The organism is Streptomyces coelicoflavus, from assembly GCF_045041415.1.
GTDB lineage: Bacteria > Actinomycetota > Actinomycetes > Streptomycetales > Streptomycetaceae > Streptomyces > Streptomyces coelicoflavus.
The window spans coordinates 7,211,889-7,235,326 of sequence record NZ_CP108218.1 but is presented as its reverse complement, the minus strand read 5'-3'; the positions used below and the strand labels follow the sequence as shown (position 1 = coordinate 7,235,326).

At 74.2% G+C, this 23,438-nt stretch carries 26 protein-coding genes; 17 read left to right on the top strand and 9 right to left on the bottom strand.

All coding sequences use genetic code 11. From position 1 onward, the window contains the following. Window positions 1–149: 149 nt before the first annotated feature. Window positions 150–806 carry a DUF305 domain-containing protein gene (locus tag OHA99_RS32565; RefSeq protein ID WP_153181029.1) on the top strand — a complete coding sequence of 219 codons (657 nt, stop codon included), beginning with the start codon at window positions 150–152 and terminating at the stop codon, window positions 804–806. Window positions 807–848: 42 nt separating this feature from the next. Here OHA99_RS32565 and OHA99_RS32560 read toward each other — a convergent pair whose 3' ends face one another. Both OHA99_RS32560 and OHA99_RS32555 read right to left on the bottom strand, forming a co-directional pair. Then, on the bottom strand, window positions 849–1,304 hold the full coding sequence (locus tag OHA99_RS32560; RefSeq protein WP_153181028.1) for a DUF6214 family protein: 456 nt from the start codon (window positions 1,302–1,304) through the stop codon (window positions 849–851). A gap of 199 nt (window positions 1,305–1,503) precedes the next feature. Further along, window positions 1,504–1,866, bottom strand: coding sequence for a helix-turn-helix transcriptional regulator (locus OHA99_RS32555; protein ID WP_153181027.1), 363 nt, complete (start codon window positions 1,864–1,866; stop codon window positions 1,504–1,506). Between the two features lie 138 nt (window positions 1,867–2,004). Between OHA99_RS32555 and OHA99_RS32550 the strand changes: the two genes are divergently transcribed. Genes OHA99_RS32550 through OHA99_RS32540 form a run of 3 tightly spaced genes read left to right on the top strand, consistent with a single transcriptional unit; the run spans window position 2,005 to window position 3,487 of the window. Beyond that, window positions 2,005–3,084: an NADH:flavin oxidoreductase/NADH oxidase gene (locus OHA99_RS32550; RefSeq protein ID WP_405698509.1), complete on the top strand. Its 1,080-nt coding sequence runs from the start codon at window positions 2,005–2,007 to the stop codon at window positions 3,082–3,084. 2 nt (window positions 3,085–3,086) lie between these two features. Beyond that, window positions 3,087–3,296, top strand: a complete 210-nt coding sequence (locus OHA99_RS32545; RefSeq protein ID WP_405698508.1) for a pectate lyase — start codon at window positions 3,087–3,089, stop codon at window positions 3,294–3,296. Next, complete coding sequence (locus OHA99_RS32540; protein ID WP_405698507.1) at window positions 3,293–3,487, top strand: hypothetical protein; 195 nt, start codon at window positions 3,293–3,295, stop codon at window positions 3,485–3,487. The genes OHA99_RS32545 and OHA99_RS32540 overlap by 4 nt, the downstream gene beginning before the upstream one ends. A 25-nt stretch (window positions 3,488–3,512) precedes the next feature. Here the strand turns inward: OHA99_RS32540 and OHA99_RS32535 are convergent, their stop codons facing one another. Next, window positions 3,513–4,265: a PaaX family transcriptional regulator C-terminal domain-containing protein gene (locus OHA99_RS32535; RefSeq protein ID WP_405699027.1), complete on the bottom strand. Its 753-nt coding sequence runs from the start codon at window positions 4,263–4,265 to the stop codon at window positions 3,513–3,515. Window positions 4,266–4,367: 102 nt separating this feature from the next. On the opposite strand from OHA99_RS32535, the gene OHA99_RS32530 reads away from it, so the two are divergent. The 5 genes from OHA99_RS32530 (at window position 4,368) to OHA99_RS32510 (ending at window position 10,091) form a co-directional block, all read left to right on the top strand. Beyond that, window positions 4,368–6,062, top strand: a complete 1,695-nt coding sequence (locus OHA99_RS32530; protein ID WP_366472818.1) for a DNA alkylation response protein — start codon at window positions 4,368–4,370, stop codon at window positions 6,060–6,062. Window positions 6,063–6,143: 81 nt separating this feature from the next. Next, window positions 6,144–7,298, top strand: a complete 1,155-nt coding sequence (locus OHA99_RS32525; protein WP_366472817.1) for an exo-alpha-sialidase — start codon at window positions 6,144–6,146, stop codon at window positions 7,296–7,298. A 70-nt stretch (window positions 7,299–7,368) separates the two neighbouring features. Then, a complete protein-coding gene (locus OHA99_RS32520; RefSeq protein ID WP_366472816.1) occupies window positions 7,369–8,046 on the top strand; it encodes a uracil-DNA glycosylase in 678 nt (225 codons plus the stop codon). Further along, a complete protein-coding gene (locus OHA99_RS32515; protein WP_153181022.1) occupies window positions 8,043–9,026 on the top strand; it encodes an N-acetylglucosamine kinase in 984 nt (327 codons plus the stop codon). Before OHA99_RS32520 ends, OHA99_RS32515 begins: the two co-directional genes overlap by 4 nt. A gap of 138 nt (window positions 9,027–9,164) precedes the next feature. After that, window positions 9,165–10,091, top strand: a complete 927-nt coding sequence (locus OHA99_RS32510) for a hypothetical protein (protein WP_366472815.1) — start codon at window positions 9,165–9,167, stop codon at window positions 10,089–10,091. 125 nt (window positions 10,092–10,216) lie between these two features. Here the strand turns inward: OHA99_RS32510 and OHA99_RS32505 are convergent, their stop codons facing one another. Then, the gene (locus OHA99_RS32505; protein WP_153182080.1) at window positions 10,217–11,254 is read right to left on the bottom strand and encodes a lactonase family protein; all 1,038 of its coding nucleotides are present in this window, start codon (window positions 11,252–11,254) and stop codon (window positions 10,217–10,219) included. A 116-nt stretch (window positions 11,255–11,370) separates the two neighbouring features. Continuing rightward, window positions 11,371–12,861 (bottom strand): FUSC family protein, encoded by a 1,491-nt coding sequence (locus tag OHA99_RS32500; protein ID WP_153181020.1) that lies wholly within the window; start codon window positions 12,859–12,861, stop codon window positions 11,371–11,373. A 217-nt stretch (window positions 12,862–13,078) separates the two neighbouring features. Between OHA99_RS32500 and OHA99_RS32495 the strand changes: the two genes are divergently transcribed. From OHA99_RS32495 to OHA99_RS32485, 3 genes are all read left to right on the top strand, one after another. Beyond that, on the top strand, window positions 13,079–13,555 hold the full coding sequence (locus OHA99_RS32495; RefSeq protein ID WP_003977712.1) for an Lrp/AsnC family transcriptional regulator: 477 nt from the start codon (window positions 13,079–13,081) through the stop codon (window positions 13,553–13,555). Window positions 13,556–13,575: 20 nt separating this feature from the next. After that, on the top strand, window positions 13,576–14,277 hold the full coding sequence (locus tag OHA99_RS32490; protein ID WP_153181019.1) for an HAD family phosphatase: 702 nt from the start codon (window positions 13,576–13,578) through the stop codon (window positions 14,275–14,277). 83 nt (window positions 14,278–14,360) lie between these two features. Further along, a complete protein-coding gene (locus OHA99_RS32485) occupies window positions 14,361–15,101 on the top strand; it encodes a DUF4142 domain-containing protein (RefSeq protein WP_153181018.1) in 741 nt (246 codons plus the stop codon). Between the two features lie 70 nt (window positions 15,102–15,171). Here OHA99_RS32485 and OHA99_RS32480 read toward each other — a convergent pair whose 3' ends face one another. Further along, window positions 15,172–16,017, bottom strand: a complete 846-nt coding sequence (locus tag OHA99_RS32480; protein ID WP_405698506.1) for a LysR substrate-binding domain-containing protein — start codon at window positions 16,015–16,017, stop codon at window positions 15,172–15,174. Window positions 16,018–16,075: 58 nt separating this feature from the next. Between OHA99_RS32480 and OHA99_RS32475 the strand changes: the two genes are divergently transcribed. Next, on the top strand, window positions 16,076–16,474 hold the full coding sequence (locus tag OHA99_RS32475) for a DUF5997 family protein (protein ID WP_405698505.1): 399 nt from the start codon (window positions 16,076–16,078) through the stop codon (window positions 16,472–16,474). Window positions 16,475–16,503: 29 nt separating this feature from the next. Here OHA99_RS32475 and OHA99_RS32470 read toward each other — a convergent pair whose 3' ends face one another. The 3 genes from OHA99_RS32470 to OHA99_RS32460 form a co-directional block, all read right to left on the bottom strand. Continuing rightward, complete coding sequence (locus OHA99_RS32470) at window positions 16,504–16,995, bottom strand: DUF1360 domain-containing protein (RefSeq protein WP_007446933.1); 492 nt, start codon at window positions 16,993–16,995, stop codon at window positions 16,504–16,506. A 16-nt stretch (window positions 16,996–17,011) separates the two neighbouring features. Continuing rightward, on the bottom strand, window positions 17,012–17,425 hold the full coding sequence (locus OHA99_RS32465) for a DUF2267 domain-containing protein (RefSeq protein WP_153181015.1): 414 nt from the start codon (window positions 17,423–17,425) through the stop codon (window positions 17,012–17,014). A 71-nt stretch (window positions 17,426–17,496) separates the two neighbouring features. After that, window positions 17,497–18,624 carry an MGDG synthase family glycosyltransferase gene (locus OHA99_RS32460; protein WP_194280342.1) on the bottom strand — a complete coding sequence of 376 codons (1,128 nt, stop codon included), beginning with the start codon at window positions 18,622–18,624 and terminating at the stop codon, window positions 17,497–17,499. A 252-nt stretch (window positions 18,625–18,876) separates the two neighbouring features. Here OHA99_RS32460 and OHA99_RS32455 point away from each other — a divergent pair, with 252 nt between their 5' ends. The 4 genes from OHA99_RS32455 to OHA99_RS32440 all read left to right on the top strand — a co-directional run bounded on the left by OHA99_RS32455 (window position 18,877) and on the right by OHA99_RS32440 (window position 23,386). Then, window positions 18,877–19,731, top strand: coding sequence for an SDR family oxidoreductase (locus tag OHA99_RS32455; protein ID WP_007446944.1), 855 nt, complete (start codon window positions 18,877–18,879; stop codon window positions 19,729–19,731). 16 nt (window positions 19,732–19,747) lie between these two features. Continuing rightward, on the top strand, window positions 19,748–20,656 hold the full coding sequence (locus OHA99_RS32450; protein ID WP_153181013.1) for a DMT family transporter: 909 nt from the start codon (window positions 19,748–19,750) through the stop codon (window positions 20,654–20,656). Window positions 20,657–20,769: 113 nt separating this feature from the next. Continuing rightward, the gene (locus OHA99_RS32445; protein ID WP_381498511.1) at window positions 20,770–21,594 is read left to right on the top strand and encodes a polysaccharide deacetylase family protein; all 825 of its coding nucleotides are present in this window, start codon (window positions 20,770–20,772) and stop codon (window positions 21,592–21,594) included. Window positions 21,595–21,604: 10 nt separating this feature from the next. Further along, on the top strand, window positions 21,605–23,386 hold the full coding sequence (locus OHA99_RS32440; RefSeq protein WP_405698504.1) for a glycoside hydrolase family 15 protein: 1,782 nt from the start codon (window positions 21,605–21,607) through the stop codon (window positions 23,384–23,386). Window positions 23,387–23,438 lie beyond the last annotated feature (52 nt).

Below are 23,438 nucleotides of genomic sequence, written 5' to 3'. Positions count from 1 at the left end.
TCGCCATGCTCATATCAACAGGGGGCAACAAACACGCAATGAAGTTTTCTGATCACTGACGCGCGGAAGCGTGCTAGGACGGTCGTCGCACCCACGAGGTGTTCCGCATCCCTCCGCCGGGGGTGCGCCCCCAGCCACAGGAGGTCGTAGTGTCCCTTCGCCCCGGGTTGTCCAGCGCGCCGCTCGTCACGGCCGCCATGACGGCACTGGCCGTGCTCGCACTGGGGGCCTGCGACTCGGGTTCGGACACCGGCCGGGCGGCCGCCGCCGGGCCTTCGGTGATCGCCCCCGGCAAGCCGGGCGAGGGCAACCGGACCCTGTCCGCCGAGGACGCCGAGAAGCAGCGCGCCGACGACGACTCCCCCAACTCGGCGGACGTCTCCTACGCGCGCATGATGATCCAGCACCACGCCCAGGCACTGGAGATGACCGAACTGGTCCCCAAGCAGGCCCGGTCGGGGCAGGTCAAGAAGCTGGCCGAGCGGATCTCGGCCGCACAGGGGCCGGAGATCAAGGCGATGGAGGGCTGGCTCGAGACCAACGGCGAGAAGGTGACGGGCGGCGGGCACGACCACGCCACGATGCCGGGCATGGCCACCGAGGCACAGCTGAAGAAGCTGCGCGCGGCCGAGGGCAAGGCCTTCGACCAGCTCTTCCTCACCCTGATGATCACTCACCACGAGGGCGCGATCAGCATGGCCACGGACGTGAAGTCCGAAGGGAACAACGTGCTGATCGAGGAGATGGCCGACGACGTGGTCGCCCAGCAGACGAGCGAGATCTCACGGATGCGCGCGATGCTGTGACGCGGCGGCGGCCGGGCGGCGACGCGGACCCGCGGACGCGTCTCAGCGGCGCGCCCGGCGCGGCGCCAGGAATCCCTCGTCACGCGCCTGACCGATCAGCCTGAGCGACCTGCGCCTGCTGTGCCCGGTCGCGCTCATCACCGCGAGGACCGGGTCGCCGCCCTCCGCCCGGGCCGCCCGGTACTCCTGGGCGACGAGCCTGCGTCCCTCCCGCCCACGCGGCCACCCGGGCCGGGCCCGCCGCGACGCGGCCGGCGCGCCACGGGCGGGGGCCGGCACACAGGCCTCGAACAGCGGGTTCTCCAGCCAATCGGCGAGCACGGCGAGGTCGTCGAGGGACAGCGCCGGCTGGGCGCGCACGTCCTCGACCCGCACGCTGCGGCCGGACAGCACGGCCAGCGCGTCCACCCGGGCACCGTCGGCGAAGGCAAGACGGACGTCGAACCACGAGGTCGTGACGCCGCCCTCGCTCACCGCCCAGGCATGGCGCACGGACATCTCACCGTCGTCCGGACAGCGGTCGGAAAGCTGAAGAGAACGATCAACGAAGGATGCTTCCAGCACCTACGCAACGTAACCGAATGATCACATTCCATACGAACGGAACACGCTCCGTTCAACGGACGCGGCACCCTGTCAGCGGAGCGGGCCCGCCGGGCAGGCGGCTCCCGCCCCGTCGGTCAGCCGCCCCCGCTCGTCAGCCGCCCTCGACGGCGGCCGCCTGCCGGGCCGCGGCGGCCAGCAGGGCGTCGAGCAGCCCGGGGAAGAGGGCGTCCAGATCGTCCCTGCGCAGGCCGTTCATCTTGGCCGTACCGCGGTAGGTCTGCCGGATCACCCCGCTCTCGCGCAGCACCCGGAAGTGGTACGTGGTGGTGGACTTGGTGACCGGCAGGTCGAAGTACGAGCAGGCGAAGAGCGCTCCGCCATCCGCGGCGAGGTCCCGCACGATCCGCAGCCGCACCGGGTCGGAGAGCGCGTGCAGCACCCCTTCGAGCCGGATCTCCGCACGCGTCGGGTGGGGCAGCTCGCGGGTGCCGGCGGCAGTGGCGGCGGGGGTCACGGCGGCTCCAGTTCGTCGAGGGCCCCACCGGTCGGGCGGGGTTCCCATTGTACGAAGGACGCCGTAGTTTGACACTCGACGTACTACGAGAGTTACCGTACGAGCCGTCCCGTCCCGTGAACCAGGGAGCAGCCCGCCATGAGCGCCCTCTTCGAGCCCCTCCAGCTCCGCGACACCACGATCCCGAACCGGGTCTGGATGCCGCCGATGTGCCAGTACTCGGCCGCACCCGAAGGCCCCTCGACGGGCGTGCCCGGCGACTGGCACTTCGCGCACTACGGCGCCCGCGCGGTGGGCGGCACCGGCCTGATCGTGGTGGAGGCCACCGGCGTGTCGCCCGAGGGCCGCATCTCCCCGCAGGACCTCGGACTGTGGAACGACACGCAGGTCGAGGCGTTCCGCCGGATCACGGGCTTCCTTCGCTCACAGGGCACAGTGCCCGCGATCCAGCTGGCCCACGCCGGCCGCAAGGCCTCCACCGCGCAGCCCTGGAAGGGCGGGGCGCCGGTGGGACCGGACGCGTACGGCTGGCAGCCGCTGGCCCCCAGCGCGCTCGCGTTCGACGAGCGGCACCCGGTGCCGACGGTGCTGACGGTCCCGCAGATCCAGGAAGTCGTCGGCCGGTTCGCGGACGCCGCACGCCGGGCGCTGGCCGCCGGTTTCGAGATCGCCGAGATCCACGGGGCCCACGGCTACCTGATCCACGAGTTCCTGTCGCCGCACTCCAACCACCGCACCGACGCCTACGGCGGCTCGTACGAGAACCGCACCCGGTTCGCCCTGGAGGTCGTCGACGCGGTACGGGAGGTCTGGCCCGACGACAAGCCGCTGTTCTTCCGCGTCTCGGCGACCGACTGGCTGGAGGAGGGCGGCTGGACGCCGGAGGACACCGTCCGTCTCGCCGGCGACCTCCGGGCCCACGGCATCGACCTCCTCGACGTTTCCACCGGCGGCAACGTTCCGCGCGTCCGGATCCCGACCGGGCCGGGCTACCAGGTCCCGTTCGCCGCACGTGTGAAGGCCGAAAGCGCACTGCCGGTCGCCGCCGTCGGCCTGATCACCGAGGTCGAGCAGGCCGAGAAGATCCTGGCCAACGGCGAGGCCGACGCGGTGCTGCTGGGCCGCGAGCTGCTGCGCAACCCGTCCTGGGCCCAGCACGCGGCGCGGGAGCTCGGCGCGGACGCCCGGATGCCGGAGCAGTACGGCTGGGGCATTTGAATATGATCATCGGCGCCCCGGCCGCGGACGGCGTCCACTGCAAGGGCAGCTGCACGCTCCAGAACGTCTGGCGGGAGGACGTCGGCGAGGATGCGGCGACCTTCCGGGGCTCCTCGTCGTCGAACGTCTACACGGTCTCGGGCGGCGGCGCCAAGGAGGCCGGCGACAAGGTGTTCCGGTTCAACGGCGCCGGAACGCGAACATCGAGGTGAGCTGGAAGGGCGGCCGGATCGCCGGAATCAGCACCAACCACGGCGACAGCGCGACCCTGCGCGGCATCACGATCGTCGGGGACAGCGGCAAGAAGATCGTCCCGTGCCAGAAGTACGTCGGCAACGACGACGGCGACGAACCGGACTCGAACGGCTCGGGCGCCGACGGCACCCACTGCACGTACTCCTAGTCCGACATCACCTGCAAGTGACGCGTCAGGTCCGGGCGTCGTGCGCCCGGACCTGTCCGGACTGCTCCCGCTGGTACCGCGCGTAGGCGTCCCGCAGGGCCGCCCCCGGCCAGTCGGGCGGGAGCAGTTCCGCGGGCAGCACCGGATCCGCGAGCAGGTGCCGCACGACGGCCGCGAAGGCGGTGAGCCGGTCGGCCGGACGCCGGGCCCCGCCGACGTGGGCGAGCAGCGCCCGCGCCGTGTCCGCCCAGTCGCCCAGCGGCCACAGGCGAGCGGCCAGTTCGGCGGCAGGGGAACCGGGGCGCGAGACGAGCCGCTCGGCCACCCGGTCGAGAGCGGTGGGCAGCGGACGGTCGAGGTTGGCGGGACGCAGCCACACGCCCTCGCGGAGTTCGGCCAAACGCAGGGCGGTCAGCCGGGCGCGCAGCTCGGCACGGGCGGCGGGGCCGCGCCCCGTCGCGGTGATCACGAGCGTCTCCCAGTCGCCGTCCCACGCGCGCGTGTGCGGGCGCAGCGCCTCGTCCTGGCGCCGCTGGCGCTCCAGCAGGCGTTCGCTGAGCCGGTAGCCGGTCTCCGTGCGCCGCAGGTCCCCGGCGGCGGCCATCCGGCTGAGCGCCGCCCGCGCGGTGGAGGCGCCGACGTCGAATCCCTCCACGAGCCGCACCAGCTCCCGCCCCGGCAGCTCCGGGGGGTGGGTGCCGAGCAGCAGGCTCAGGACCACCGACCGCGCGGACAGCGGACGCGGCACGAGCCCGCCGGAGCCCTCGGAACCGCTCATCAGCGCGCGCAGGTGTCGTTCGTCCACATGGGCACGTACTGTACGTGCGCCGACCGTGTTGCACTATTGCTGCGACCGCAGAGAGAGTGCAACACTCGGGTCATGACCACACGCGTGCAGGAGCCGCCGTACGAGCCGTCCGAGGAGCCCTGGAACGGTCCGGAGGGCCGCGCGACGCACGACGTCACCAATCAGCCGCCCCCCGTGGCCCCCTACGACGCGTCCGACGACACCGCCCTGCTGGAGGGCGTGCGGCGGGAGGGCGCCGGGTGGGCCGAGGACGGTCTGCGGCGCCTCGGCCGGCGGGCGGGGAGCGTCGAGGCGCAGGAGTGGGGCGACCTCGCCAACCGCCACGAGCCCGTGCTGCGCACGCACGACCGGTACGGCAACCGGATCGACGAGGTCGAGTACCACCCGAGCTGGCACCACCTGATGCGGGTGGCGGTCGGCGAGGGCCTGGCCGGGGCACCGTGGGCCGACGGCCGGGCGGGCGCCCACGTGGCGCGGACCGCCGGCGGACTCGTCTGGGGGCACACGGAGGCGGGGCACGGGTGTCCGACGTCGATGACGTACGCGGCCGTCCCGGCGCTCCGCGCCCAGCCCGAGCTGGCGAAGGTCTACGAGCCGCTGCTGACCTCCCGGGAGTACGAACCGGGGCTGCGGACGCCCGCGGACAAGCGCGGTCTGCTGGCCGGCATGGGGATGACCGAGAAGCAGGGCGGATCGGACGTCAGGACCAACACCACGACGGCCACCGCGACCGCCGAGCCGGGCGTGTACACGCTGCGTGGGCACAAGTGGTTCACGTCTGCGCCGATGTGCGACGTGTTCCTGGTGCTGGCCCAGGCGCCCGGCGGCCTGTCGTGCTTCCTGGTGCCGCGCGTGCTGCCCGACGGCACCCGGAACACCTTCCGGATCCAGCGCCTGAAGGACAAGCTCGGCAACCGGTCCAACGCCTCCTCGGAGCCCGAGTTCGACGGGACGGTGGCCTGGCTGGTCGGGCCGGAGGGGCAGGGCGTCAAGACGATCATCGAGATGGTCAACTGCACCCGGCTGGACTGCGTGATGTCCTCGGCGACGCTGATGCGCAAGACCCTCGTCGAGGCCGGCCATCACGTACGGCACCGCAGCGCCTTCGGTGCCCGGCTGGTCGACCAGCCGCTGATGCGCAACGTCCTGGCCGACCTCGCCCTGGAGTCCGAGGCCGCGACGACGCTCACGCTGCGGCTCGCCGGCGCGGCCGACCGTGCCGTGCGCGGCGACACCGGGGAGGCGGCGTTCCGGCGGATCGCCACCGCCGTCGGCAAGTACTGGGTGACCAAGCGGGGGCCGGCGTTCACCGCGGAGGCCCTGGAGTGCCTGGGCGGCAACGGCTACGTGGAGGAGTCGGGCATGCCCCGCCACTACCGCGAGGCACCCCTGCTGTCGATCTGGGAGGGCTCGGGCAACGTCAACGCCCTCGACGTGCTGCGGGCGCTCGGCCGCTCCCCCGCCTCCGCGCACGCCCTCTTCGGCGAACTCGCCCTCGCGCGCGGGGCCGACGCCCGGCTGGACGCCGCGGTGACCCGGCTGGAGTCGGGACTCACGGAGGCGTCCGAGACCGGTGCCCGCCGGCTGGTGGAGCTGATGGCCCTGACCCTCCAGGCCTCCCTCCTGGTCCGGCACGCCCCGCCCGCCGTCGCCGACGCCTTCTGCGCGACCCGGCTGGGCGGCGACTGGGGGCACGCCTTCGGCACGTTGCCGGACACGGCCGACCTCGACGGGATCCTGGCGCGGGCGCTGCCGGGCGAGGGCTGACCGGACCGCGCGCGGACACCTCCGCGGACCCGACATCACCGTCCTGACCTGGGGCGAAGCCCCTTCCAGGGGTGACTGTCAGTGGCTGGGTGCAGACTGGCCCGTGTCCGAGACGAAGGCGTCGACGAGGACGCCGCGGAGGTGATCGGCATGACCGAGGTACTGCTCGCCGTGGGCACCCGCAAGGGCCTGTTCATCGGGCGCCGGCGGGGTGGCACCTGGGAGTTCGACGAGAGTCCCTACTTCAACGCACAGGCGGTCTACTCGGTCGCCCTCGACACCCGCGGCGACACCCCGCGGCTGCTGGCCGGGGGCGACAGCGCGCACTGGGGGCCGTCGGTGTTCCACTCCGACGACCTGGGCCGCACCTGGACCGAACCGGCCGCGCCCGCCGTCAGGTTCCCCAAGGAGACCGGCGCCTCGCTGGAGCGGGTGTGGCAGCTGCACCCGGCGGCCGCCGAGCCGGACGTGGTGTACGCGGGCACGGAGCCGGCTGCGCTGTACCGCTCGGAGGACCGCGGGGAGAGCTTCGAGCTGGTCCGCCCGCTGTGGGAGCACCCCACGCGGTCGAAGTGGGTGCCGGGCGGTGGCGGTGAGGGGCTGCACACCGTCCTCACCGACCGGCGCGACCCGCGGTCGGTGACGGTCGCCGTCTCGACCGCGGGCGTGTTCCGCACGGCCGACGGCGGCGCGAGCTGGGCGCCGTCGAACTCGGGGGTCTCCGCCGTCTTCCTGCCGGACCCCGACCCGGAGTTCGGCCAGTGCGTGCACAAGGTCGCGCGCGACGCGGCCAATCCGGACCGGCTGTATCTCCAGAACCACTGGGGGGTGTACCGCAGCGACGACGCGGGCGCGCACTGGACGGACATCGGCGAGGGCCTGCCCTCGACGTTCGGCTTCGCGGTGGCCGCCCACCCCCACCGGGGCGACACGGCGTACGTCTTCCCGATCAACGCCGACGCCGACCGGGTCCCGGCGGACCACCGGTGCCGGGTCTTCCGCACCGCGGACGCGGGCAAGAGCTGGGAGCCCCTCTCGGCGGGCCTGCCCCAGGAGGACCACTACGGCACGGTGCTGCGCGACGCGCTGTCCACGGACGACGCCGGGCAGGCGGGCGTCTACTTCGGCAACCGCAACGGCGAGGTGTTCGCGTCGGCCGACGACGGCGACAGCTGGCGGCAGTTGGCCTCCCACCTGCCGGACGTGCTGTGCGTGCGGGCGGCGGTCGTCGGGTGAACCGGACCGGGGGGACCGGCCTTGGCCACCGGTTGATCGGCGTCACCCGTACGGCAGTAGGGTGACGCCCGTGGCACCACGACCCTTGAATGAAATCGTCGAAGCGGGCTGGGCGAAGGCCCTGGAACCCGTCGCCGGACGGATCACCTCGATGGGTGAGTTCCTGCGCGCGGAGATCGCCGCCGGACGCACCTACCTGCCGGCCGGGGCGAACGTCCTGCGGGCGTTCCAGCAGCCGTTCGACGACGTACGGGTCCTGATCGTCGGACAGGACCCGTACCCCACCCCGGGACACGCCGTCGGGCTGTCGTTCTCCGTCGCGCCCGAGGTGCGCCCGCTGCCCGGCAGCCTGGTGAACATCTTCCGTGAGCTGAACGCCGACCTGGGCCTCCCACAGCCCTCCAACGGGGACCTGACGCCCTGGACGCAGCAGGGTGTGCTGCTGCTCAACAGGGCGCTCACCACGGCCCCGCGCAAGCCCGCGGCGCATCGCGGCAAGGGCTGGGAGGAGGTGACCGAGCAGGCTATACGCGCGCTCGCGGCGCGCGGCAAGCCGATGGTGTCCATCCTCTGGGGCCGCGACGCCCGCAATCTGCGGCCGCTGCTCGGTGACCTGCCGGCGGTCGAGTCGGCGCACCCGTCCCCGATGTCGGCCGACCGGGGCTTCTTCGGTTCACGTCCGTTCAGCCGGGCCAACGACCTGCTGACGCGTCTGGGAGGTCAGCCGGTCGACTGGCGTCTGCCGTGAGCGGCGCCGGCTTCCTGGCCGTGGACTCCGGCGGTTCGGGGCTGCGGGTCGTCGTCGGCACCGTCGGCGGCGACGGCCCCGGTCCGCTGGGCCGGCGCGTCTCGCGCGAGCCCGTTCGCACCGGTCCGCGCGGGATCGACCCCGGCCACCTCCTGGGGCAACTTCTGCCCATGGCCAGGGCATTGACCGAGGAGACGGGCGTCGCCGGGCTCGGCACCGTCGTCGTGGGCGCCGCCGGGCTGGCCACACTGGGCGACGCCCTGCGCGCCGAACTGCCGGGTGCGCTGGCCCGGGAGCTGGGCGCGCGGACGGTCGCGCTGGCCGCCGACGCCGTGACCGCGTACGTGGGCGCCCTGGGTCCCCGGGCCGGGGCGGTGGTAGCCGCCGGCACCGGCCTGATCGCCGTCGGCACCGATCTGTCCCGCTGGCGCCGGGCGGACGGCTGGGGGCATCTGCTCGGCGACTGCGGCAGCGGTGCCTGGATCGGGCGGGCCGGCCTGGAGGCGGCGCTGCGCGCCCATGACGGGCGGGAGGGCGGTTCCGCGCGGCTGCTGGCCCGGGCCGAGGCGCGTTTCGGTCCGGTGGCGGGGCTGCCCGGGCAGGTGTATCCGCGCTCCGACCGTCCCGCCGTCCTCGCCTCCTTCGCTCCCGAGGTGGCCGCCTGCGCGGCCGCCGACCGTGTCGCCGCGGGCATTCTGCGGGCCGCCGCACGGCACATGGCCGACTCGGCCGCCGCGGTCTGCCCGGCCGACGGCGAGCCCCGGGTCGCGGTCACCGGCGGGCTGCTGCGGATGGGCGACCCGCTGCTCGTGCCGCTGGGGGAAGAGCTGGCGAAGCGGCTGCCGCAGGCGCGGCGCACGACCGCGGAGGGTGATCCACTGGACGGCTCGGTGCGGATCGCGACCGACCTCGCGGCCGGCTCGCTCACGCTTCCGGGTGACGAGCGGATGCTGTGGGTGACGCGTGTGCCGGGCGGCTGAGAAGTGGTCCGCCGGCGAGGTGAATCGTGCCGATGTCGGCCGATCCGTACGTCACTCATCAGACAAAACCGGACGGATACCGCTCACCTGCACCCTCCCCGAACAGGGAAACCCCGGAAACCAGTAACATGCGGCGCCATGAGCTCCCCCACTGGGCCCGCGTCCGGCCTGCCAGTACGAATGCCGCGCCCCCGCCAGCCCGGACGGCACCGCCGTCCCGAACCACTGGTGGCTCCCGAGGGCGCGCCGGCGCTCGTCCTCGCGGTGCCGGGGACCCCCAGCAGCGCCACCCGAAGCCTCGCCGACGAGGTCATCAGCATCGCCCGTTCCGAGCTGCCCGGGCTCGACGCCCGGATCGGCCACCTCGACGGGGACGACGACACCGAGTTCCCCTCCCTGTCCGCCGTGCTCGTGCGGGCCGCCGAGGAGCGCGCCGCCCGCTTCGAGCAGGCCCGCGCCGCCGGCCTGGACGTGAAGGAGCCCGAGGGCCCCGTCGCGGTCGTCGTGCCGCTGCTCGCCGGGCCGGACAACGCGCTGCTGCGCCGGATCCGGCAGGCCGTCATGGACAGCAGGATCGCGGCCGAGCTGACCGATGTGCTCGGCCCGCACCCGCTGCTGGCCGAGGCGCTGCACGTGCGGCTCTCCGAGGCAGGCCTCGCCCGCGCCGACCGTGCCCGTCTGTTCACCGTGGCGACCGCCGCGGACGGCATCATCCTGGCCTCCGTCGGCGGTGACGAGGCCGTCCAGGCGGCCGGGATCACCGGCATGCTGCTCGCCGCGCGTCTCGCCGTGCCGGTGATCGCGGCGGCGCTGGACGAGGAGGGTTCGATCGCCTCCGTGGCCGAGCAGCTGCGCTCCTCGGGCTCCCAGCAGCTGGCGCTCGCGCCGTATCTGATCGGTCCGGAGATCGAGGCGTCCGTGCTGGAGGAGGCGGCCAAGGAGGCGGGCTGCTCCACCGCCGAGCCGCTCGGTCCGTACCCGGCGATCGGCAAGCTGGCGCTGGCCAAGTACACGACGGCGCTCGGCATCTCGCCGCAGCAGGCGCAGGGGGCGTCGGTTCAGTGACGTGCGCGTGCGCGCGCAGGTGCCGCTGTTGGTGAAGGGGCCCGCTCCTGGTGAGGAGCGGGCCCCTTCGTCGTTGTGGCGCCGCCGGTCGATTCAGGCACCGGGGGAGGCACGATTGCCCGCGGCTACGGGGCGAAGATCACGCAGGAGGCTGCCGGGACCGGCAGGGAACCGGTGCGGCGGGGGATGCCGGTGGCGGGGTCCAGGGCGAACCAGGTCACGTCTCCGGAGCGTTCGTTGGCCGCGTACAGGAAGCCCTCCGACACGGTGATGTCGCGGGGCCAGTGGCCGCCGCAGGGCACGGTGGCGGCCAGGCGCAACCCGTCCGGCTCCACGACGAACACGGACAGGACGTCCTCGCCCCGGGTCGCGGTCCACACGAAGCGGCCGTCGGGCGAGACGGCGATGCCGGACGGATAGGCGTCGCCCGCCGGGGCCCCGGGCAGCACCGGCACCTCGGTGAGGGGCTTGAGGGCGCCGTCGGCGGCGTCCCAGTGGCAGACGGTGACGGTGGGCGCCAGTTCGTTGACGACGTAGGCGTGGGAGCCGTCCGGGTGGAAGGCCAGGTGCCGCGGTCCCGAGCCGGGGCGCAGCGCGATCTCCCGGTGCACGGCAGGGACACCGTCCGCGAGGGTGCAGACCCGCACCGAGTCGGTGCCCAGGTCCACGCTGACGGCCCATCGCCCGCTGGGGTCGGGCCGCACCTGGTGGGCGTGGGGTCCCTGCTGCCGCTGGGCGTGCGGTCCGGAGCCGGTGTGCCGCAGGACGCCGGACGCGGACCGGGCGAGGGTGCCGTCGGCGCGGACCGGCACGGCGGTGACGGTGCCGGAGCCGTAGTTGGCGGTCAGCACGTGCCCGGCGTACAGGCTCAGGTGGGTCGGTCCGGCCGCCTCGACGGGCACCGGCCGCCCGGTCGGCTCGGGCCTGTCCCCGCTCACGCCGTAGGCGGCCACCGCGCCCTCGGCCGTCTCGCTGACGGCGTAGAGCGTGTCGCCGTCGGGCGCCAGGGCCAGGTAGGAGGGGTCGGCCAGACCGTCCGTGCCGCTGACGACCGTGAGGGCGCCGCTGTCGGGGGCGACGGTCGCCGTCAGGATCCCGGGGCCGCCGGCCGCCGTGAACGAACCGATGAATGCCCGCCGCTGCCGCCTGCCACCGTCCGCCACCGCTGCCCCTCTCGTCACTGACCGACCGAACCGATCGACGCCCGGGAGCGACGGTAGCAGTCGATCACTTGCGGTCTAGACCAAATGGGTGTCGCGAGTACGACGGGTACGACGGGTCAGGCTCCGGCCAGGCGCGAACCGGAGGGGCTGCGCAGGGGCGCGGCGAGTTCGGTGAGGGCGTGTTCCAGGTCGTGGAGGTGGGCCAAGGCGGGTTCGGCGGCGCGCGGTCCGCCGGCACCGGCGGGGACAGTGCCCCCGCCGGTGAGTGCCTCGACCGCGGCCTCGACACGCCAGCAGGCGGCGGCCAGCCGGGCGTCGTGCGAGGCTTCGGGGTCGGCGGCGACGGCGACGAGGCCGCGGATCTCCCGGGCGCAGTCGTCGAGCAGGTCGAGGACCCGGCGGGCCCGCCGCCTGCGGCCGTACATGGGGCTCAGCGGGTGCACGAGCGGGGCGACGGACAGCCGTACCCGGCCGAGCAGCTGCTCCAGTTCCGCCACGCGCGGCGCCGGGTCGGCGCCCTCCGCACCGGCGAGGCGGGCGGCGGCCTGAGCGGTGCAGGCGTGCACACAGTGCAGGGCCCGCTGGATCCAGACGTCGGTGACGGCGTGCGTGGTGACCGGCAGGACGAAGAGCACGGCGAGCGCGGCACCGAGCGCGCCCACGCCGGTCTCGGCGAGCCGCAGGGCGAGCAGGCCGGGGCTGAGGAAGCCCAGGAGGCCGTAGAGCAGCTCGGCGAGCAGGGTCACGCAGAGCATCATCCAGGTGTAGGAGACCGCGGCGGTGTAGAAGATGCCGAACACGCAGGCGGCGGCCAGCACGGCTGTGGGCACCGGGGCCCCGGCCACCGGCACCGCGATCAGGAAGCCCAGGCCGATGCCGACGACCGTGCCGAGGACGCGGCGGAAGCCGCGCACCAGCGTCTCGCCGCGCGAGGTGGTGTTGACGAAGACCCACCAGGTGGCGCCGACGGCCCAGTACCAGCGGTCGCCGGACACCAGCTGGCCCACGACCAGGGCGAAGCCCGCACCCGCGGTGGCCTGTACGGCCTGCCGGGTGGTGATGCGGGCCAGCCCGGTACCGGCGGGCGGCGCGGGGACGGCGGGCGCGGGACGGCGGCGCTCGTAGCACCACAGGCCGAACCGCACCGCCGCGGCGGCGGCCACGGACAGCAGGACGGCGGCGTACATCTCGGGCAGCCGGTCCGTGGTGGCGTGCAGGAACTGGGCGATGAAGAAGGTCATGAAGGCGAACACGCCGAGGCTGTGCCCGCGCGGCCCCCAGCGGCGCGCGTACACGCCGGCGCCGACGACGGCGAGGAAGGTGAGGTCACGGGCCACGGGCAGGTCGTGCAGCGCGGCGGCGGCGGTGAGCACGGGCAGCCCGGCGACCGGCAGCAGCGCGGTGGTGACGGCCTGGCCGCGCACGGTGGCGTCGGTGACGGTGAACAGCGCGAGCAGGGCGGCGAGGCCGCCGATGATCGCGCCGATCAGGGAGGTACCGGCCAGCCCGCACACCACGACGGCCAGCCCGATGCCGAGGACGGCCCGGGCGGCGAACCGCAACCGGGACCGTCCCGGATCCGGGCTCACGAACACCTTCTTCAGCACTTGATTACCGCCCCCTCGCTCTCACGCCCACTGGTCCGGAAGTCACCGCATGCAAAAGGCGCCGCGGGATCCCGCAGCGCCATCGACGCGTCCATAGGAGCATCTTTTCCACCAGTGGCTCAACCCGACACTCAGAGACTGGGCCATTGGTACAGTGATCACGGCATGCCTGCGGCCACTGGAGAGCCAATGGCCGACGAGAGGGGCCGGACCCGCGATGGCCGTCGACGAGCTCGACACCCGCATCCTGCGGCTGCTGCTCGAGCAGCCGCGCACCAGCGTGCGCGAGTACGCCCGCCTCCTCGGGATCGCCCGCGGCACCCTCCAGGCCCGCCTCGACCGGCTGGAGCGGGACGGCGTGATCACCGGCACCGCCCCGTCCCTCTCCCCCGCCGCCCTGGGCCACCCGGTGCTCGCGTTCGTGCACATCGAGGTCACCCAGGGACACCTGGACGAGGTGGGCGAGGCGCTGGCGGCGGTGCCGGAGATCGTCGAGGCCTTCTCGATCACCGGCGGCGGGGACCTGCTGACCCGCGTCGTGGCCCGCGACAACGCGCACCTGGAGGACGTGGTGCAGAAGCTGATCAGCCTGCCCGGCGTGGTCCGCACCCGCAGCGAGGTGGCGTTGCGCGAGCGGGTGCCGCACCGGCTGCTTCCGCTGGTGGAGTCGATCGGCCGCTCGGCCCGCAGGTGACCCTTGGCATCCTGGACACCATGAGCACTCTGGGCGCACTCGGCGGCATCTCGGTCGTCTTCGATCTCGACGGAACCCTCGTGGACAGCGAGCCGAACTACTACGAAGCGGGCCGGCGCACCCTCGCCGAGTACGGCGTTGCGGACTTCACCTGGGCCGACCACGAGGCGTACGTGGGCATCAGCACCCGGGAGACGGTCGCCGACTGGAAGCGCCGGTACGGTCTGCGGGCCACGGTCGGGGAACTGCTCGCCGTCAAGAACCGCCACTACCTGGGGATCGCCCGCACCTCGGCCCGCGCGTACCCCGAGATGCGGAAGTTCGTCGAGCTGCTGGCGGACGAGGGCGTACCGATGGCGGTGGCGTCGGGTTCGTCGCCCCAGGCGATCGGGACGATCCTCGCCCGCACCGGCCTGGACGCACACCTGCGCACGGTCGTGTCGGCCGACGAGGTCGCGCGGGGCAAGCCGGCCCCCGACGTGTTCCTGGAGGCGGCCCGCCGGCTGGGGGCGGAGCCGGCCCGCTGCGTGGTCCTGGAGGACGCCGCTCCCGGAGCCGCCGCCGCGCACGCGGCGGGGATGCGCTGCATCGCGATCCCGTACGTCGCGGACCAGGCCGACGCCCCGGAGTTCGCCACCGCGGACCTGCTGCTGCGCGGGGGCCAGGAGGAGTTCACCGCGCGGGCGGCGTACGACTGGCTGGTGCGACGGGAAAAGAATTGAGCAACTGCCCGGACCGGTGATCAGAACGCCGCCCGTATCCGTACCCCCTGGTGTCCGAGCCTGTCTTCGCCCCGGGAGGCACGATGCGCGTCACGCGCACCACGGCAGGGACCGCCTTCGTGGCCGGTGCCCTGGTCCTCACTCTCACCGCACTCGCCTACCCGACCATGCTCGGGGTGCAGAACGCGGGCAACGACCAGGCCCGGATCGTCACCAACACCCGGTACGGGCCGCTCACCGAGCAGGACCGGGACTTCGTGGTGAAGGTGCGTGCCGCGGGGCTGTGGGAGCACCCGCTGGGACTCATGGCCATGGAACGGGGGACGACACCCGAGATGAGGGAGGCCGGTGAGCACCTGGTCGTCGGCCATTCCCGGCTGGACGCCACCTGCCGCAGGATCGCGCCGGAGCTGGGCATCACCCTGCCCAACCTGGCGTCTCCCCAGCAGCAGCAGTTCGTGTCGACCGTGGACGGGACCCGGGGCAAGCAGTTCGACACCACCGCGGTCAACATCATGCGGATCACGCACGGCCAGATCTTCCCGGCCATCGCCAAGATCCGCGCCAACACCAAGAACTCCCTGGTGCGGCAGCTCGCCGACCAGGCCAACGACACGGTCCTCGACCACATCACCGTGCTGGAGAAGACCGGGCTGGTCAATTTCGACCAGGTCAACTTCCAGCAGACCGCCCCGCCCAGCCTGCCCAAGGTGCAGCTGACGCCGCCGGCTCCGCAGCCGGGCGAACCGGTGCTCTCGCTCACCGCGCCGCCCGGGCTCGAGGTCAACACGTCGGCGCCGTCACCGAGCCCGACGGTCCGCTGACGGTTCGCCCGCCGGCGGTGCGCCGACGGGGTCGCCCGCGGGGGGCAGCGGTGGTGCGGGGGGGGCGGGGTCAGCGGTGGTGCGGCCTGCCGCCGCGGCCACCGCCCTTGCCCTTGCCGGTGCTTCCGCCCCGGCGGTTGCCACCCGTGCCGCGCCGGGCGCCGCCGGTCTGCTTTCCGCCGGTCTTCCCGCCCGCGGCACCCGACCCGCCCGTTCTGCCGCCGCCCGTCCTGCCGCCCGCCGGTTTGCGGCGCGCCGGGGTGCTCGCTTCCGCGCGCCCGTCCTTCGAACGCGCCGCTTCGGGCTGCCGGCCGCGGGTGCTGTTGACGGTCCGGCCCCGGACGATGCCGATGAAGTCCTCGACACGGTCCGTGTGCGCGTCCTCGGGCCAGCACAGGGCCACGCCCGATTCGGGGGCGTCCGTGACCGTGCGGTACGTGAGGTCCTTGCGGTGGTGCAGCCGGGCCAGCGACAGGGGCACGAGCAGCACGCCGATCCCGGCCGCCACCAGTTCGACGGCGTCCGCGGTGGTGGCCGGACGTTCCAGCGCGGGCCTGCCCGGCAGCCTCTCCCACCCGAGGACGTCGTCCAGGGGGTGCAGCACGATCTCGTCGGCGAGGTCCTCGACGGTCACCTCGTCGGCCGCGGTGACGAGATGGTCCTTGGGGATCAGCACGACCGTGGTCTCGGTGTAGAGCGGGATGGCGCTGAGCACGGTCCGGTCGACGGGCAGCCGCAGCAGCCCGGCGTCGGCGTCACCGTCCAGCAGCACACCGCCCGCACCGGCGGCGGGGACCTGGGCGAGGGAGAGGGGGACGTCCGGCAGCCGCTCGTTCCAGATGCGCACCCATTTGTCGGGCGTCACCCCCGGGACGTACGCGAGCCGGAACGAGGGGGGAGCTTCCGAGCCTGTCACCCGGCCAGGTTACCGGGCGTGGTCGGGAGCCACTCACACGATCGATACCCTTGACGGCATGACGTCGCACCAGAACACCCAGGCCATGAAGCCCGCGACCGCGGCGAAGAAGCTGGGTGTGTACCTCGAGGCCACACCCGCCGAGTTCCGGGAGGGCGTCGTCACGCGCGCCGAGCTGAACGCGCTTCAGGCCGACCCGCCCGAGTGGCTGCGCGAGCTGCGGCGCGACGGTCCGCACCCGCGCCCGGTGGTGGCGGCCAAGCTGGGCGTCTCCATCGCGGGCCTGCACCGGGGCGGGGTGTCCGAGCCGCTCACCACGGAGCAGATCGACGCGCTGAAGCAGGAACGCCCGGAGTGGCTGGAGCGCGAGCAGGCCGTGCAGGCCGACGTGCGTAAGGAGGCGGTCCGCGTGAAGAAGCTGCACGCCGAGCGGGCGGAACGCGCCGAGCGCGACTGACCGGCGGTCCTGCCCCGCAGGTCTCCCGCTCACTCCTCGGCCTTCTGGGCCGTAAGGCTCCACGCGTACTGCAACCAGTCCGACACGACGACCGCGCTCAGGCCCGCGCACAGCAGCCGCGCCGCCCGGGGCGCGACGGCGTAGGTGCCGACGAGTCCGCCGGCCACCCAGGCCGAGGTGCAGAACGGGCACGAGATCAGGTCGCCGACGGCGCGGCGCAGACCGGTGCCGCGCCCGGCGTCCATCACCTCGTTGGCGTTGCCGTGCCCCTCCCGGCTGGTGAACGGCGCCCGCAGGAAGCTGGTGACCTTGTCCTTGGTGAGCAGCCGGGAGGCCTTGAACGTCGCCGTTCCCAGCAGGGCCACGTCCCAGGCGGGCACGGTGTCCGGCAGCCGGACCCCACGGCGCCACGCCGTGACCGCGAACACACCGGCGCTCGCCGCGAAGGTCGTCGCGAGCGCCGCGTATCCGGCGAGGGGCGTTTCCTCCCCGTCGGCGTAGCGCTGCTCCACGTCCGTCATGGGTGTCTCCTCGATCTCAGTGGGATGCTCCGGTGGGGCGCTCCCGGTGCGGTACCGGGCCGCCGAAGAGGTCGGCGCAGTCCGCGGGCAGGTGGGAGAGCAGACGGTCGACGCGCTCGCGGGGCACCGCTTCGGCGAGCGTGGCCAGCACGGCACCCGCGTCCCATTCGGCGGTGCGCGGCCGGGCGCCGGTCTGCTGGGCCACCCGCCGGAGGAACTCCTGGCGGCCGAAGGACTCGGGACGCCCGCGTTCCGGCCGGAGCGCGTCGTCCAGTGGTGCGGGCAGGCCGTCGGCCAGACCGGCGGCCTCCTCCGGGGTGACGCGGGACGCGATCACCCACAGGACGGCCTTGGTGACCTGCTCCGCCTCGTCGTCGCTGTGGAACTCACCGCGGTCGCGGACCCGGGTGAGGAATTCGTCGAGCCGCACGACGTCGCCTCCTTGTGCCGGTTCGCACTCCGGGGCGGGTGCCCTGGGCTCGGGCGAGAAAACGGAGGCGCTCACCCGGTACGGGCGTCACGGCCGTAGGCGCGCCCCCGGCGTCGTGCGCGTGCGCGTGACCCGTCGGCGACGTCGGTCACCAGGGTCAGGGCGTCCCCGTTCTCGGTGAACAGCGCGTGCCCGGCGGCGATCCGCTGCTCCCGGGCCGGGCCCGGTGCGGTGAGCCGCCGCAACGCGCCCAGCAGCTCGACCTCGTCCTCGGCGACCTCGGAGACGCCCAGCGCGGCCATCCGCCGCACCCCGTCGGCGCCGTGGCCGGGCAGGGGACGGTGGCCCACGACCGGCAGTCCGGCGGCGAGCGCCTGTACGGCGGTCTGCCCGGCCGCGTTGTCGACCAGCGCCCGGGCGGCGTGGAGCAGGCCGGGCATGTCCGTCACCCAGCCCAGGGCGAGGACGCCCGGTGCGCCGGACAGCGTGCGGCGCAGCCGCCGGTTGCCGCCGCAGAGCACGACCGGCAGGAAGCCGTGGTCCGTCAGGAGCCGGACCGTGGTGTCCAGGTGCGAGCCGACGCCCCAGGCGCCGGCGGACAGCACCACGGCGGGCCGCCCGGGACCGAGTCGGCCGAACACGTCCCGCCACTCGGCCGTCCCCGGAGCACCGGTGGTGCCGGCGAAGAACTCCGGTGCCACGACGGGGCCGCACCGTCGCGCCGGCCTGCCGGTACTCCCCCGCGCCTCGCGCGCCGCGTCCTCGGTGAGGCACAGGTAGTGGTCGTTGCCGGGATGGAGCCACTGCCGGTGCACCTCGAAGTCGATCACCAGGACGGCCGCTGGCACGGGCAGCAGCCCGCGGTCCCTGAGGTGGCCGGTCAGCTGGGCACCCAGGTGGAAGACGGGCACGACGACGTCCGCGCCCGTGCGCCGGGCCAGCTCGCGCAGTCTGCCCCCGGCGAGCCGGGCCAGGGGCGTCCCGCTGGGGCGGCGTCCCGGGCCGGGGCGCAGGAAGATCCGGTACACGGCGGCGTACGCCCAGGGTAAGTGCCGTACCGACCCGCGGTAGAGGAACCTGAGGACGGTGCCCAGGCCGTAGGGCAGGAGGGCGAGGACGTCGACGGTTTGAGCGGTGTCGCCGCGCTCGCGCGCCCGGCGGACCAGTTCGGCGGCGACCGTGTCGTGACCGGCGCCCATGCTGGCGCTGACCACCAGCAGACGTCTGCCGCCGTGCGGGCCGCTCGGAGCACCGGACGGCTGGGGCGCTGACGGGCTGCGAGGGTGCACAGCGGACCAGGTTGCCGACGTGCGGGGTTCCAAACCACCGCGCATCAGGGCGTTTCGGATGCCCTGTCGGGGATACTCCGTGACCGCCCGTCCGGCCGGACGCCGGAGCCGACCGCCCGGTCGGACGGTCCCCGGTGCCCGCCCCGAGCCAAGGTGGTCCTCATGGTCCATGCGTTCTCCCGTCCCCGGTCCGTACCCGGACCGCAGGTCGTCGCCCCCGACGCGGACCACGCGAGGCCCCGGCCCCGGCCCGTGGCGGACCGGGGCACGCGGACCCGCACGGCGCTCGTGACGGGGGCGTCCTCCGGCATCGGCGCGGCCGTGGCCCGCCGGCTGGGTGACGAGGACGGCTGGCGGCTGGTGCTCACCGGACGCGACCCGGTGCGGCTGCGTCAGGTCGCCGACGACACCTCGGCCACCGCCTTCGCCGCGGACCTCACCCTGCCCGGAGCCGACCGGCAGCTCACCGACTTCACCACGGCCACGTCCGGCCCGGTGGACCTGCTGGTGGCCGGAGCCGGGGTGGGCTGGGCCGGGGAGTTCCTGGACATGCCCCCGCACACCATCGACGAGGTGTTCGACATCAACGTGCTGGCCACGCTGCGCCTGGTGCGGCTGCTGCTGCCGGGCATGGTGGCGGCGGGTACCGGGCGGGTGGTGCTCATCGGATCGCTGGCGGGCAGTGTCGCGGTGCGCGACGAGGCCGTGTACTCCGCCGCCAAGGCCGCGGTCGGCGCCTTCGCCGACTCGCTGCGCTACGAGTTGCGCGGCACGGGCGTGGGGGTCACCCACGTGGTGCCGGGCGTCGTCGACACACCGTTCTTCGAGCGTCGCGGCACTCCCTACCGGCGGTCCAGGCCACGTCCGGTGCCTCCGGAGCTCGTGGCCGACGCGGTGCGCAGCGCGGTGGTACGGGGCCGGGACGAGGTGTACGTGCCCTCGTGGCTGCGTCTGCCGTGCCGGGTGCGGGGCGCGGCTCCGGGCCTGTACCGGCGGCTGGCCGCGCGGTTCGGATGACCGGGAGCCCGCCGCGGTGAGTGTCCTCACCGTCGTCCTCGCCCTGTTCGCGGCGCTGTCCAACGCGGCGGCGTCGGTACTTCAGCGCCGGGCCGCGGCGCAGGACGAGGACCGGACCGGGGCGAGGCACACGGCGCTGCGCTCGCTGCTGCGGATGACGCGCGACCGGTACTGGGTCGGCGGGGCGGCGCTGCTCGCGCTGACGACGGTGTTGCAGGCGTCCGCGCTGGCGGTGGGCAGCCTGGCCGTCGTTCAGCCGCTGATGGCCACCGAACTGCTGTTCACGCTGGTGGTGGGCAGTGCGGTCTTCCACCGGCGTCCGGACCCGCGCACCTGGCTGGCGTTCGTGGCCCTGGCCGTGGGGCTCGCGCTGTTCCTGGGCTCTGCCGCTCCGGCGCCCGGCCACGACACCGCGACCGGGGGCCGGTGGATCTGGGCGGGGCTGGCGCTGTTCGTACTGATCACGGTCCTCGCCTCGGTCGGCAGCATGGTGCACGGCGCGGCCCGCGCGGCGCTGTTCGGGTCGGCCTCCGCGGTGGGGTTCGGCGGCACGGCGGCGCTGCTGAAGGAGCTCACCGGACGGCTCCCCCAGGGGGTGGGCGAGGTGCTGACCCAGTGGCCGCCGTACGCGACGGCGGTGGTGGGTGTGGTCAGCTTCCTGCTGTTGCAGAGCGCTCTGCGGGCGGGGACGCTGGCGGCCTCCCAGCCGGCGCTGACCCTCGGCGACGCGCTGACCAGCGTCGCGCTGGGCTGGGCCCTGTTCGGCGAGGAGATCCTGCTCGGGGTACGGGTGCTGCCCGAGCTGATCGGCGTGGCCCTGATCGGCCTCGGCAGCGTCGGACTGGCCCGTGCTCCCTCGGTCCACGGCGCCTGGGACACCGCCACGGCGGCACGGGACGGGCCCGAGCGCGCGGCGCGGCGATGAGCCGACCGAGACCGACGAGCCGGGACCAGCGAGCCGGGACCAGCGAGCCGGGACACGATGCCCGAGACCGGTCAACCGAGGCCGGTGAACCGAGACGGCCGGAGGGGCCAGCCATGCGCCAGAGGATTTCCGCCGGGCGGGCGGGATACGTCGCCGCGCCGCTCGCCGCCGTCGCGCTGGCCCACATCGGCCCGGCCGCGACCTGGCTCCCCGGGCTGCGCCGGCGCCGGTTCCCCGGACTGGCCGGGCAGGGCAGCCCCGGTCATGTCGCGCTCACCTTCGACGACGGCCCGGATCCCGTGTCCACGCCACACTTCCTCGACGCACTGGACGTACTCGGGGTACGGGCGACGTTCTTCGTCCTGGGCGAGAACGCCGTACGGCATCCGGCGCCGGCCCGTGAGCTGGTCCGGCGCGGACACGAACTCGCCGTCCACGGATGGACGCACGACCGCCCCTGGTGGCCTTCGCCGGCCCGGGACGCGCGCGAGTTGGCTCGGGCCGCCCACGTGGTGGGCGAGGTGGCCGGCCGGCGGCCCCTCTGGTACCGGCCGCCCTACGGCATCCTCACCTCCGGACGCTGGGCGGCCGCCCGCCGGGCCGGGCTGCGGCCGGTGCTGTGGACGGCGTGGGGCAAGGACTGGCGGCACGACGCGACGCCCGCCTCGGTGCGCGCGACCGTCGCGGCGGACCTGCGCGGCGGCGGCACGGTCCTCCTCCACGACACCGACCACGCCTCCGCGCCGGGAAGCTGGCGGGCCGCGCTCGGCGCGCTGCCGGACATCGTGCGCGACTGCCACGAGGCGGGTCTCTCGGTGGGCCCGCTGGGCGAGCACGGGACGGTGCACGGGACGGGCCCGGCCGGGGAGGAGCCGGGAACCGTGCGAAGCGGGTGGACCGTGCGGAGCGCACCGTTTCGGTCACCGGCGCCGGGATAGCCGTAGCGTCATGAAGGACGGCGACGATCAGCGAGCGGCGGCACCGGACACGTCGTGCCCGCCCTGGGCACTGCGCGAGTACGCCGTACTCGCCGACGGCGAGCGGGGTGCGGTCCTGGACCCCCGGGGCCGGATCGTGTGGCTGTGCGCCCCGCGATGGCACGACGACGCGGTGTTCTCCGCGCTGATCGGCGGAGCCGGTCACTTCACCGTGGAGCCCGCGGACCCCTGGCACGTCTGGGGCGGCTCCTACGAGGACGGCACCCTGATCCGGGTGAGCCGGTGGGTGACCGCCGACTGCGTGATCGAGTGCCGCGAGGCCCTGGCCCTGCCCTCCCGTACGGACCGGCTCGTGCTCCTGCGCCGTATGCGCGTGGAACGGGGCGAGGCCCGGCTGGACCTGGACCTGGACCTGGACCCGCGGCCCGGCTTCGGTACGGCCCGGATGCGCGAGCCGCGGCGGGAGCACGGCGTGTGGACGGCCGAGGCGGCGGACCTGCGGATGCGGCTCGCCGGGGCGCCGGACGCGGTGTGGCGGGACGGGTCCGGGCTCTGCGGCGACTTCCGGCTGCGTGAGGGCGAGACGCACGACCTGGTCCTGGAACTGTCGACGGGACGGGAGACCGAGCCACTCGACGCCGACGCGTTGTGGCGGGCCACGGAACGGGAGTGGCGGCGGACGGTCCCGGACTGCTCGCGGCTGGTCGCACCCCGCGACGCACGGCACGCGTACGCCGTGCTCCGCGGCCTGACCAGCGTCTCCGGCGGGATGGTCGCCGCGGCCACCACGTCCCTGCCGGAGCGGGCCAACAGCGGCCGCAACTACGACTACCGCTACGCGTGGCTGCGCGACCAGTGCTACGCCGGTCTCGCCATCGCCGCGCACGGCCCGCACCCCCTGGTCGACGACGCCGTGCGCTTCGTCGCCGAGCGCATCCTCGCGGACGGCGACGAGGTGCGACCCGCGTACACGGTCGACGGCCGACCGGTCGGACACGAGCGCTCCCTGCGGCTGCCCGGCTATCCCGGGGGCAACGACCACGTCGGCAACGACGCGGGCGCCCAGTTCCAGCTGGACACCTTCGGCGAGGCGCTGCAACTGTTCGCCGCGGCGGCCGCGCACGACCGGCTGACCGAGGAGGCGGAACGGGCCGCGGCGGTCGCCGTGGACGTGGTCGAACGACAGTGGCTGAAGCCGGAGGCCGGTCTGTGGGAGCTCGAGGACCGGTGGTGGACCCACTCCAGACTGAGCGTGGTGTGCGGTCTGCGCCGGATGGCCGAGGTGCTGCCCGGGAAGGCGGGGCACCGGTGCGCCGAGCTCGCCCACACGGTGCTGCGGGAGACCGGGCGCCGGTGCCTGCTCCCCGACGGCCGCTGGCGGCGGGCCGAGGACGACGACGGGCCCGAGGCCGCGCTGCTGGTGCCCATGGCCCGCGGCTGCACCTTCGGGGACCACCACGACGCGGCCACCCGCGCGTACGTCGAGTCCCGCCTGACCGAGGACGGCTACCTGTTCCGCTTCGAACATCCCGGCAAGTCGCTCGGTGAGGCGGAGGGAGCCTTCCTGCTCTGCGGCTTCGCGATGGCACTCGCCACGCACCGCGTCGGCGACCGGGTCGGCGCGTTCCGCTGGTTCGAGCGCACCCGGGCGGCCTGCGGACCGCCCGGGTTGTTCGCCGAGGAGTACGACGTGCGCCAGCGCCAGCTCCGCGGCAACCTCCCGCAGGCCTTCGTGCACGCCATGATGCTGGAGTGCGCGGTGCGCCTGGCCGGCGAGTCGAAGCTGCCCTGACCTTCGGGCACCCGCCCGGGGGTGTCCTCGCGGTGTGCCGCACGCCGGCATC

Excerpts from the sequence above, each read along its gene's own strand:
- OHA99_RS32560 (WP_153181028.1), bottom strand. The coding sequence starts at position 1,304 with ATGTCCGTGCGCCATGCCTGGGCGGTGAGCGAGGGCGGCGTCACGACC.
- OHA99_RS32550 (WP_405698509.1), top strand. The coding sequence starts at position 2,005 with ATGAGCGCCCTCTTCGAGCCCCTCCAGCTCCGCGACACCACGATCCCG.
- OHA99_RS32545 (WP_405698508.1), top strand. The coding sequence starts at position 3,087 with ATGATCATCGGCGCCCCGGCCGCGGACGGCGTCCACTGCAAGGGCAGC.
- OHA99_RS32535 (WP_405699027.1), bottom strand. The coding sequence starts at position 4,265 with ATGAGCGGTTCCGAGGGCTCCGGCGGGCTCGTGCCGCGTCCGCTGTCC.
- OHA99_RS32530 (WP_366472818.1), top strand. The coding sequence starts at position 4,368 with ATGACCACACGCGTGCAGGAGCCGCCGTACGAGCCGTCCGAGGAGCCC.
- OHA99_RS32510 (WP_366472815.1), top strand. The coding sequence starts at position 9,165 with ATGAGCTCCCCCACTGGGCCCGCGTCCGGCCTGCCAGTACGAATGCCG.
- OHA99_RS32495 (WP_003977712.1), top strand. The coding sequence starts at position 13,079 with ATGGCCGTCGACGAGCTCGACACCCGCATCCTGCGGCTGCTGCTCGAG.
- OHA99_RS32490 (WP_153181019.1), top strand. The coding sequence starts at position 13,576 with ATGAGCACTCTGGGCGCACTCGGCGGCATCTCGGTCGTCTTCGATCTC.
- OHA99_RS32485 (WP_153181018.1), top strand. The coding sequence starts at position 14,361 with ATGCGCGTCACGCGCACCACGGCAGGGACCGCCTTCGTGGCCGGTGCC.
- OHA99_RS32475 (WP_405698505.1), top strand. The coding sequence starts at position 16,076 with ATGACGTCGCACCAGAACACCCAGGCCATGAAGCCCGCGACCGCGGCG.
- OHA99_RS32470 (WP_007446933.1), bottom strand. The coding sequence starts at position 16,995 with ATGACGGACGTGGAGCAGCGCTACGCCGACGGGGAGGAAACGCCCCTC.
- OHA99_RS32460 (WP_194280342.1), bottom strand. The coding sequence starts at position 18,624 with ATGGGCGCCGGTCACGACACGGTCGCCGCCGAACTGGTCCGCCGGGCG.
- OHA99_RS32455 (WP_007446944.1), top strand. The coding sequence starts at position 18,877 with ATGGTCCATGCGTTCTCCCGTCCCCGGTCCGTACCCGGACCGCAGGTC.
- OHA99_RS32445 (WP_381498511.1), top strand. The coding sequence starts at position 20,770 with ATGCGCCAGAGGATTTCCGCCGGGCGGGCGGGATACGTCGCCGCGCCG.
- OHA99_RS32440 (WP_405698504.1), top strand. The coding sequence starts at position 21,605 with ATGAAGGACGGCGACGATCAGCGAGCGGCGGCACCGGACACGTCGTGC.